Origin of the sequence: Rhodanobacter sp. FW021-MT20 (assembly GCF_041107475.1) — a bacterium.
GTDB lineage: Bacteria > Pseudomonadota > Gammaproteobacteria > Xanthomonadales > Rhodanobacteraceae > Rhodanobacter_A > Rhodanobacter_A glycinis.
The window spans coordinates 54243-64131 of sequence record NZ_JBGBPX010000019.1 but is presented as its reverse complement, the minus strand read 5'-3'; the positions used below and the strand labels follow the sequence as shown (position 1 = coordinate 64131).

Sequence of the window (9889 nt, the reverse complement as noted above, 5' to 3'; positions counted from 1 at the left end):
TGCCGAAAAACCCGTGGACGCATGCGGCTCAACAGGTGGTCGGGTAAAGGTCAACCACACGAATCGAGAGAGAGCCCATTTATTGTTTCGCGCGGCCGTCGCACAGCTATCTCAATCTTTCGCCCGGGCTGGACTTCGAGACGAAGATCCGCGCCAAGGGCAATCTCGCCGAGGTGCTATATGCCGAACTGGCGAAGCCGGGCTACGTGCCGAAACCGATCAACATCGGCAGCAATACCGATCCGTACCAGCCGATCGAAAAGCAGTGGCGGCTGACTCGCGCCGCGCTGGAAGTGCTGGCCGAGTGCAAGCACCCGTGCACCATCGTCACCAAGAATGCGCTGGTCGAACGCGATCTCGACATCCTCGCTCCGATGGCGCGCGACAAGCTGGTGCAGGTCTTCGTTTCGGTGAATTCGCTGGACAACCATCTCGCCGCGAAACTGGAACCGCGCGCCAGCGCACCGCACCGGCGCATCAAGGCGATTCGCACGTTAACCGACGCAGGTGTGCCGGTCGGCGTGCTGGTGGCGCCGATCATCCCCGCGCTCAACGACAAGGACATGGAAGCGGTGCTGGAACGCGCCGCCGACGCCGGTGCGCGCAGTGCCGGCTACACCACGCTGCGGCTTCCATGGGAATTGAAAGCACTATTCCGCGAATGGCTGGCGCTGCACGCGCCGCAGCGCGCGGAGCACGTGATGAGCCTGGTGCAGCAGATGAACGGTGGTCGCGACTACGACAGCGACTTCCGCACCCGCATGCACGGCCAGGGCGTCTTCGCCGATCTGCTGCGCAAACGCTTCGAGGTCGCCTGCCGCCGCCACGGTTTCGCCCGCGCCCGCGAGTCGCGGCTGGATACCTCGCACTTCGTACCGCCGCGCAAACCGTCGCCGCAGGGCGAGTTGTTCTGATGTGATGCCTCGTGCCCGGGACACTCAGCCTTGGAAATTGTTCTGACGCAGGTATTGCTCGGCGGCTTGGCCGATTTGCAATCTGATCGTGGTGAAGAATCCGGGCCAAGGACGTTGGAGGTAGCTCTTTGCGAGATTGGCCAAGCCTTGTTGAGCGTTGAACCCTTTGTCGCGCTGCTGCTTCTTGGCTCTCTCGATAGCGCGTACCACCACAAGGCGAGCGCGCATGAGTCGATTGCAGTTGAGGTTGAGCATGTCGATGGTGTGCTTGACCAAATCGAACGTGCTGGCGTGATGATTGTCCGGCGCCGGTGGTGCATTGCCACAGGCAACGTCATCTGGTTCGATCGAGCCGTCCGATGCGTTTACTTTGAAGAGGCACGGGAAGGCAAAAATCTGCTGCGGGTCGAGGATCCATCCGGCGCAGTCGGCGGTGAGCGCACCAGACTGGACTTGCCTGTCTTTGTAGGCATCACAGCTGAGGTTTTCAGGGAGCGGTTTCAGGAAGTATGTCGGATCGCTAAGCGCTGATTGGCTGCCGCCACTGCAGACGGCAAGCATGTTGCCCCAGTCCAACGCCCAGTTGTGTGCGGCATTCACATCCGACTTGGGATGAAAGTGCTCGATGCGACACTTCAACGGATCGTAGCCGCCGATGTCGATTTCGCAGTACGCGCAGAGACCACCTTGATCAGTGAGCACCCTGTCACGGCAATCGGTGTATGCCATCTGGCCGCCCCAGTGTGCGTCATTACGCATGGCTTCCCACGTGCCTGCCGGCACGGCGTTTCGATATGTGGCCAAAGATGCGGGCTCTTGTCCCTTGCGGACCCGCTTCACGCTTGTTGCTCCCACTCCTTGTTTTCGATCAGAAGGTCGGCTTCGAGCAGTGCGGGCTCTTCGCCTTGATAGCGCTGATCGAGCCTCTTTCGCAGACCCAGCGCTTCATCGGTCTTCCACTGGCCGTCATCTACCAGTTTCAAGTACCGGCGCAATTCTTTCGTAGCGAGGTTGTGCTCTGGCCGTGGATCAACGCCGAATACGCTTTCAAGAAGGCGTCCGGCCTCCGCGCCTTCCGTGCCTGCGGGAGCTGCCATCACGCCATCGCTGGTCAGGATGCGCAAGGACTCTGCCGGAACGGTCGTAGCCACTTGGGGGCTGTGTGTGGTGACAATGAACTGGATGCACGGAAACGCCTCGCGCAACGACCCCAACACAGTTTGTTGCCATGACGGATGGAGGTGCATGTCCACTTCGTCGATCAGTACGATGCCATTGGTCCGGCTTGTGGCATATGGGCCGAGATTGGGGTTGAGCTTGACCATGCGGAAGGCAATGTCAGCCACGAGCGTCAGCATGCTGCGGATGCCGTCGCTGAGCATGCCCACGGGAAGCTCGCCATGATCGGGGTGGCTGGCTACCAGTTCCTGCAGATCAAGACTGAAGTCGAGATGGCTCCAGCCCGAGGGTTTCAGGCAGCAGTCGGTTGCCTTGCGCACGGCTTCGATGGCGTCATCGGCACTGGATGGCAAAGCTTCGCGCAGGCCTTGCAACACCTTCTGCTGGTGCTCCAGCGCACTGATGCTCCAGTAGCGAAACCAGTCCGCCATCAAGCGGAAGTCCGAACCGGATTCCAGACAGTGCGTGTAGCCAACCATGCGCGAGGTCCGTGGAAGCTTCTTGTAGGGAAGTCGACGGAGATTCCACAGTCGATCCGTGGGGTAGTAGGCAACCAGTGGCAGGCAGGTGCCAGTGGCTTGTGTCTCGGCCTCCTGTCGCACCTGGTCTTGTAGCGCTTTGCCCCATGCTGTGAGCGCAAGAGCGTCCTTGCGCGTGGTGCGTGCCTTACGGCCGGCAAGTTGGCGACTCCAAGTCGCGGGCTGGAAATCCACCACACCATTGGCTGTCAGCACGACGCCCCCTTTGGCCCATTCCATGGTATTGCCGATCCCGGTGGGTAGCTTGCGGACGTCGTCTTGCGCAAAAGCGTGGTCTACACCTTCGTCAAATGCACTGACAAAAGGCCCCAACGCCGTGGCCACGGCATTCAAGACGGCCGTCTTGCCTTGGCCGTTATTGGCTACCAGTACTGTCAGCTGCGGGTGAAACGGCACGTTGAGTTTGGCAAAGCAGCGATAATTGGTAAGCCTGAGCGTGTCAATACGCAAGCTTGCGTTTGGTGGTGGTGTGGTGGACTGCATGGCGGTCTGCTTGCCTTGGCCGGCGAATGGACTTGTTGAATCCTAAGGCTTTCGGTTATTGATTGTTGAGCCTTTCGACAGGTTGATTTTAGAGGCATTGCACAAATGGTCAGAGTTTGGCATCCAAGATCATCGCTTCGGGCCAGCGTTCGTCGTGGTATTGGGTGCCTGGTAACGAGTGGTGAGGTGATCGAATCGAGTTACAAATCGATCCGCGCGCCGATCTCGATCAACCGGCGCGGCGGGATGCCGTAATACGTGGTCGCCGGGGTGGCGTTGCGGGCCATGTAGGCGAACAGCCGGGCGCGCCAGCGGGCCATGTGGTACGACTTGTCATCGTCGGCTTTCACCTCGTCGTGGCCTATGAACCACACCACCTTGTCCGCTTCCAGCGTGGGGTCGAGCTTGAGCTGGCGCAGGCGCGCAGGTACGTCGATGGATTCGGCGAAGCCGAAGCGCAGCGTCACCCGCCAGAAACCGTGCGCCAGTTCCTCCAGCTCGCTGCGTTCGTCGCCGCGGGTGCGCGGCTGGTCCAGGCCATCGACGGTGAGCACCACGTTGCGTTCGTGCAGCACATGGTTGTGCTCCACGTTGTGGCGCAGCGCCTGCGGCACCCATTGGCCGTCACCGGTAAGGAAGACCGCGGTGCCGGGTGCCTGCAGCGGCGGGTCGTCCTGCTGGTGGTCGATGAAATCTTCCAGCTTCTCGCCCTCGGCATGCAGCTGGCGCTCCATCAGATGACGACCGCGCCGCCATACCGTCATCACCACCATCATCACGATGGCCAGGGTGATCGGGAACCAGCCGCCGTTGGCGAGCTTCAGCGTATTGGCGCCGAAGAAGCTCGCATCGATGAACACGTAGACGATGCCGAAGGCCAGCAGGCGCGCCCAGCCCCATTGCCAGCGCATGCGCGCCACCACCAGCAGCAGCAAGGTGGTCAGCAGCATGGTGCCGCTCACCGCAATGCCGTAGGCACCGGCCAGTTTGTCCGAGCTGCGGAAACCCAGCACCGCGACCATCACTGCCACGAACAGCAGGAAGTTCACCGTGGGCAGGTAGATCTGGCCTTCCATGTCGTCGGAGGTGTGTTCCACCCGCGAGCGCGGCAGATAGCCCAGCTGGATGCCCTGGCGCACCATCGAGAAGGTGCCGGAGATCACCGCCTGCGAGGCGATCACGGTGGCCGCGGTGGCCAGCACGATCATCGGATACAGCAACACGTGCGGCACCAGCGAAAAGAACGGGTGTTGCGCACCGGAGGCATTCTGCAGCAGCTCCGCGCCCTGTCCGGCGTAGTTCAGCAGCAGTGCCGGTAGCGCCAGGCCAAACCACGACAGCCGGATCGGGAAACTGCCGAAGTGGCCGATGTCGGCATACAACGCCTCGCCGCCGGTCATCACCAGCACCACCGCGCCGAGCGACGCGAAACCCTTGAAGCCGTTGTGCGCCATGTATTCCACGGCCCAGCGTGGATTGGCCGCGGCCACCACTTCCGGATGACGCAGCAGGCTGTACACGCCCAGCGCCGCCACACTCAGCAGCCATAGCGTCATCACCGGCCCGAACAGCGAGCCGACCAGGCTGCTGCCGCGTTTCTGCAGCGCGAACAACAACACGATGATGGTGGCGCCGATCGGCAGCACCCATTGGCCGAAGGCCGGCGAGGCCAGTTTCAGGCCCTCCACCGCCGAGAGTACCGAGATGGCCGGAGTGATCACGCTGTCGCCGAAGAACAGGGCCGCGCCGGCCAGCCCCAGCATCACCACCCACCAGCAGGCACGCGAATTTTTGCGTACCGCGTTCCGCGCCAGCGCGGTCAGCGCCATCATGCCGCCTTCGCCGTGGTTGTCCGCGCGCATCACGAACACCACGTACTTGATGCTGACCACCAGCACCAGCGCCCAGAACACCAGCGACAGCAGGCCGAGGATATTGTCGTGCCGTGGCGCGATGCCGCCCTTGCTGAAAGCCTGTTGCATGGAATACAGCGGGCTGGTGGCGATGTCGCCGAACACCACGCCGATCGCGCCCAGCAGAAGTTTCGGCAGCGCCGGCTTTTCGTCGGAGCCGTTGCCGTCGTCTTCTTTGGGCTTTTCCGCTTCCATCGATGGCGACCTCGTGGCGAGTGGATGCATGCATCCGTGCGACGGCAAGCGCTGCACGCGAATGCAAAACATGTGGTGGGCGGCGTGACCGGCGTGTGATTGCGGCCGGCGACGCGTCCCGGCGGCCGGTTCAAAAACCCGTCCTTTGTATAGGCGCAACGGTAGGAGCCCGCTCGCGGGCGATGCTGTTGTTTTCCGTTCGGGGAGCGAGAGCCAAAGCATCGCCCGCCAGCGGGCTCCTACTTTGGAATGGTGGGGTTCTGGCGGGCTCCAAACAAAGCGCTTACGCGATTTCGCGCCAGCGGTAGTACTTGCGCTGCGCCATTGCCAGCATGGCTTCGTCTTCATGCGTATCGCCGTAGGCATAGCATTGCGCGAAAGCATCGAGGCGGTGGCGTTCGCGTATGCGACACGCCTTCTCCTCACCCACGCATTGCGCACCGTGGAAGCGCCCGGTAAGGCGGTTGCCCTCGGTTTCCAGTGTCGAGCAGATCAGTTCCAGACCATGTTGCCGGCACCATGGCGACAGATAAGCATCAAGGCCACCAGAGACGAGCACCACCCGGTCACCTTGGCGCTGGTGCCAGGCAATGCGTTGCATGGCCTCGGGCCGTAGCACGCCAGGCAGGCACTCGCTGGCGAAACGCTCCCCTGCCTTGTGGACGTGCTCTGCGGGGATACCGCGAAAACCGAATGCGACCACCGCTGCGCGAATGCTTGAGCCGGAAACCATGCCGAGTTTGTAGCCTGCCAGCATTGGCGAAAACAGCGGTGCACCCAGTGCGCGTCGTCGTGAAGTCACCGCAAAGCGCATGAAGTCACCGAAGGTTTCGTGGGTGGTGATGGTGCCGTCGAAGTCGAACAGGGCCAGATTCACGGGGTGTCGTCATCCATGTCGAAGCGCCGGCGCAGCCGGCTCAGTGTCATCTGGTTGGCATCGGCGATGCGACGGAAGTCGTCGCTGATCGCCTGATGATGCGCCACGCGTTGCCAATAGCTTTCCGCCCACGCCGCGGCCTGTCGCCAGATCGACAAGCTGGCCGGCAGCGGCGGTGGCGGTTCGAAGTTGCGCGGCACCACGGCGCCGTTGCTGGCGGGGCGATACAACATTGGCAGCATGTCGTAACTGGGTGCGAGTTGCAGCGGCAGCGCGTCGTCCAGATAAAAGCCGAGGTTGCCGAAGTGCATGTCGGTGTTGCCGATCAGGCGGCCGAACCACCAGCGCAGTCGTACCTGTTCCAGTGCATCGGCGTGCAGCCAGCCATCCCGCGCCATGCGTGCGGCGGTGGCGGCCCAGTCGTCACGTTCGCCGTCGTGCGCATCGCTCCATGCCGCCAGTGTCACGAAGCCGCGTCGCCCATGTTCGCCGATGCGGTCGAAGCGGGTGGATTCCAGGCAGGCGCGCCCCTGTGACCAGACCAGCTCGGTGTGCGCACAGGCATGGCCGTGCTCGGTCAACAATTCGGCGGCCAGGTGTTCGCCGATCAGCAGGTCGGCCCAGCGGCGCGCGGTGGGGCTGGTGTCCAGCGGTTCGCTGAACTTCACGATGACGTGGCGCGGGTTGCCGTCGGCATCGGTTACACAGGCGGTGAACTTGGGCTGTTCGCCCGCAGCCGAGGGGGCCATCCGCTCACCGGCAAGCGCAGCCTGCGCCCATTCGGCGTAGCGCTGTTCGCGTGTCGCGAGCGGGATCGCGGTGGGCGTGGCGCGCAGGGCGATGTCCAGCGCGGCTTCGCCCAGCACGAAATTGCCGGGGCCATCGTCGCCATGCAGCAACAGCGCGGCGAGCACGGCGTCCTCGTTCCAGCGCAGGATGTCCGCCGGCAGTCCCAGCTCGCGCGCCCAGTGCTGGGCGAACTGGCGGCCGAGAAAACCTTGCGGGCGCTGGTCGTCGAGGAACCAGGGCAGGCCGGGGAACAGGCCATCGACGAATTCGCCTTGCAGCCAGTCAGTGGGCGTGGTGGTGGTGACCAGGCAGCGGTCGCCATGCAGGGCGGTCAACTGGCCGAATGCGTGGGGCTGGCCATGGGTGTCGATGCGATACAGCGGCCAGTGCGAGCCCAGTCCGCGCACGTCGCGCACGCTGGCGTAGCGACGGCGCCGCGCCTGGCCGATGGGGGTTACACGTGAGCCGGCCGTTGCCAGTGCCCGCGAAATGCTGGGCTGGCTGAGGCCCAATGTCTCGCTCAGCTCGCGTGCGCTGGCGACCCCGCGCAGGCGCAAGGCGTCGAGCAGGCGCTCGGTCGGGGTGAGTTCGTCAGCCATGAAATGAATAGATACATGAATAGATACTTCGCATCAAATAGAAGTATATTCAGTGAGTTATCGAATTCATCAGGCCGTTCTTGAATAGATTCTGGAATGGCTGACCGGCCTCCCGTCATCGGCGAGGCCGGCCATGCTTCTTACTTCGAGGCCGGCAGGTACTTGGCGAACCAGTCCAGCGAGCGCTGCAGCACGTCACGCACGTGCTTGGGGTTGGCGAAGTGGTGGCCTTCGTTCGGGTACACCACCAACTGCGTGGGCACGCCGAGGGTTTTCAGTGCGTGCCAGTATTCGAACGACTGCGGCGCGGGGCATTCCTCGTCGCGGTCGCCGACCACGATCAGGGTGGGCGTCTTCGCCTGCTTGACGAAGTTGATCGCCGAGCTCTTGGCATACACGGCCGGGTCGTCGTACAGCGAGGCGCCGAAGAACGGGATCATCCACTGGTCGATGCGGTTTTCGCCGTAGTAGCTCTGCCAGTCGGAGATGCCGGCGCCCGCGACCACGGCGCGGAAGCGTTGGGTCTGGGTCGGCGCGAACATGCTCATGAAGCCGCCGTAGCTCCAGCCGGTGAGGCCGAGGCGGTGGTCGTCCACCGGCACCATCTTCTCCACCGCATCGACGCCGGCGAGGATGTCGCGCAGGTCGCCGTAGCCGAAGTCGCGACGGTTGGCCTGCACGAAGGCTTCGCCCTGGCCGTAGCTGCCGCGCGGGTTGGGCATGAACTCGAAGTAGCCGGTGGCGGCGTACATCGCGCCGGTGCCGGGCCAGCTCGACAGCACGCCCCAGGCCGGGCCGCCGTGCACGCTGACGATCATCGGGTAGGTCTTGTGCGGGTCGTAGTTGGCCGGGTACAGCAGCCAGCCCTGCACGTGGCGGCCTTCATTGGTCCACTCCACCGAAACGGCCTTGCCCCAGCTTGGCTTCAGTGCGGCGTTGAACGCGGTGACGGCTGGCGGCGGGGTGTGGCCGAGCGGGCCGGCGTGCACTTCCGGCGCATGTTCGAACGAGCTCTGCGAGAAGGCGACGGTGCGATGGTTGGCCGACAGCGACACGCCCAGCACGGCGCGACCGTTGCCGATCATCGCCGGCACGGTGAAGTACGGCGTCTGCGCCTTGGCGCGATCACCGGACACCGTATAGGCGGCCAATTGCACCTTGCCTTTGGCGTTCTGGCTGACCAGCAGCGACTGCGGGCCGGTCCAGCTGAACCACGACAGCGTGACGTCCACGCCCGGGGTGAGGTTGCTCAGCGCGCCGCCGTTGGCCGGCACGCTGTAGATGTCGCCGCCGGTGGCGCCCTGGTCGCTCATCAGGCCGCCGATGAAGGCCACGCGCGAGCCGTCCGGTGACCAGCGCGGCAAGGCCATCTGCAGGCCGTGCAGCGAGCCCTTCACCGTGGACGGATCGACCACCACGCGCGGCGTGGCACCGGGCTTGGCGTCCTGCACATAGAGCTTGTTGATCCACCAGTTGTTGTCGCCCGGCGGCGGTGCCGCGGTATAGGCGATGCGCGCGCCATCCGGCGACCAGTTGAATTCATACGCGTACAGCGAGGCCGGAGTCAGCTCGTGCAGCGTGCCGCTAGCCACGTCGAGGCTGGCCACGTGCTGCACTTCGATGCCTTCCTCGCCGATCACGCCGACTTGCTCCTTGCCTGCCGCGGTGGCGCTGGCATGGCGGGTGGCGCCGGGCACGAACAGGAAGCCCAGCGACTTGCCGTTGTTCGTCCACGCCATCGCACGGGCGTAGCCGGTCAGGCTCGCCACTTCGCGTGGCGTGGCCTTGCCACCGACGTCGGCGAGATAGACGTCGTTGTGCATCGGCTTGGTATTGGTCAGGTCGTGGCTGCAATCGGCGATGAAGGCGAGCTGGCGCGAGTCCGGCGACCAGGCGATGTCGCGCTTGCTGCATTCGGCAAGCTTGGCGCCCACATCCAGCACATGCGCGTTGCGACCGTTGGCATCGGCCAGTTCGATGACCGGCTTGCCCTTCACCGACATTGTCCAGGCCAGCTGACGACCATCGGGCGAGATCGCCACGTCGCCGATGTGCTGCACCTGATCGAGCTGCTTCAGCAGGTGTTCGATGCGCGGATCGGTGGCCGGCGTCGGCGTGGTATCGGCAAACGCCGTGGGAACGAATGCGGCTGCCAACAGCGGCAACAGCAGGTGGACAGGCTTGAGCATGACGACCGTCTCGGTGCGTGGGGAAGCCGCCACCTAAACGCATGGCATGGCTTCCGTGCAAGTGCGGCAAGGCATGCCCGTTGGGGTCGGGGGCGGGAAAAGCACCCCACCCCGACCCTCCCCTGCGTCGCAGGGGAGGGAGAAAAGCCGGCGACACCGAGGAGAGAATCCGGCGGTGCGTTGACCTTGAAGAGAAAGCCAGCGATCCGGAT

6 protein-coding genes and 1 pseudogene are annotated in these 9889 nt (G+C 63.8%); 1 reads left to right on the top strand and 6 read right to left on the bottom strand.

The window, feature by feature from the left end:
* Positions 1-77 precede the first annotated feature (77 nt).
* A pseudogene (locus AB7849_RS16780) lies at positions 78-914 on the top strand (PA0069 family radical SAM protein); the annotation flags it as partial.
* A 24-nt stretch (positions 915-938) separates the two neighbouring features.
* Here the strand turns inward: AB7849_RS16780 and AB7849_RS16775 are convergent.
* The 6 genes from AB7849_RS16775 to AB7849_RS16750 all read right to left on the bottom strand — a co-directional run bounded on the left by AB7849_RS16775 (position 939) and on the right by AB7849_RS16750 (position 9677).
* Complete coding sequence (locus AB7849_RS16775) at positions 939-1754, bottom strand: retron system putative HNH endonuclease (RefSeq protein ID WP_139201763.1); 816 nt, start codon at positions 1752-1754, stop codon at positions 939-941.
* Entirely contained in the window at positions 1751-3115 is a 1365-nt protein-coding gene (locus AB7849_RS16770) for an AAA family ATPase (protein ID WP_092704928.1), read from the bottom strand. Before AB7849_RS16770 ends, AB7849_RS16775 begins: the two co-directional genes overlap by 4 nt.
* 200 nt (positions 3116-3315) lie before the next feature.
* The gene (locus AB7849_RS16765; RefSeq protein WP_008212387.1) at positions 3316-5223 is read right to left on the bottom strand and encodes a potassium transporter Kup; all 1908 of its coding nucleotides are present in this window, start codon (positions 5221-5223) and stop codon (positions 3316-3318) included.
* A 283-nt stretch (positions 5224-5506) separates the two neighbouring features.
* Complete coding sequence (locus tag AB7849_RS16760; RefSeq protein WP_008212389.1) at positions 5507-6100, bottom strand: HAD family hydrolase; 594 nt, start codon at positions 6098-6100, stop codon at positions 5507-5509.
* The gene (gene yjjJ, locus AB7849_RS16755; RefSeq protein WP_008212392.1) at positions 6097-7488 is read right to left on the bottom strand and encodes a type II toxin-antitoxin system HipA family toxin YjjJ; all 1392 of its coding nucleotides are present in this window, start codon (positions 7486-7488) and stop codon (positions 6097-6099) included. The genes AB7849_RS16760 and yjjJ overlap by 4 nt, the downstream gene beginning before the upstream one ends.
* Positions 7489-7628: 140 nt before the next feature.
* Positions 7629-9677, bottom strand: coding sequence for a S9 family peptidase (locus tag AB7849_RS16750; RefSeq protein WP_008212394.1), 2049 nt, complete (start codon positions 9675-9677; stop codon positions 7629-7631).
* Positions 9678-9889 lie beyond the last annotated feature (212 nt).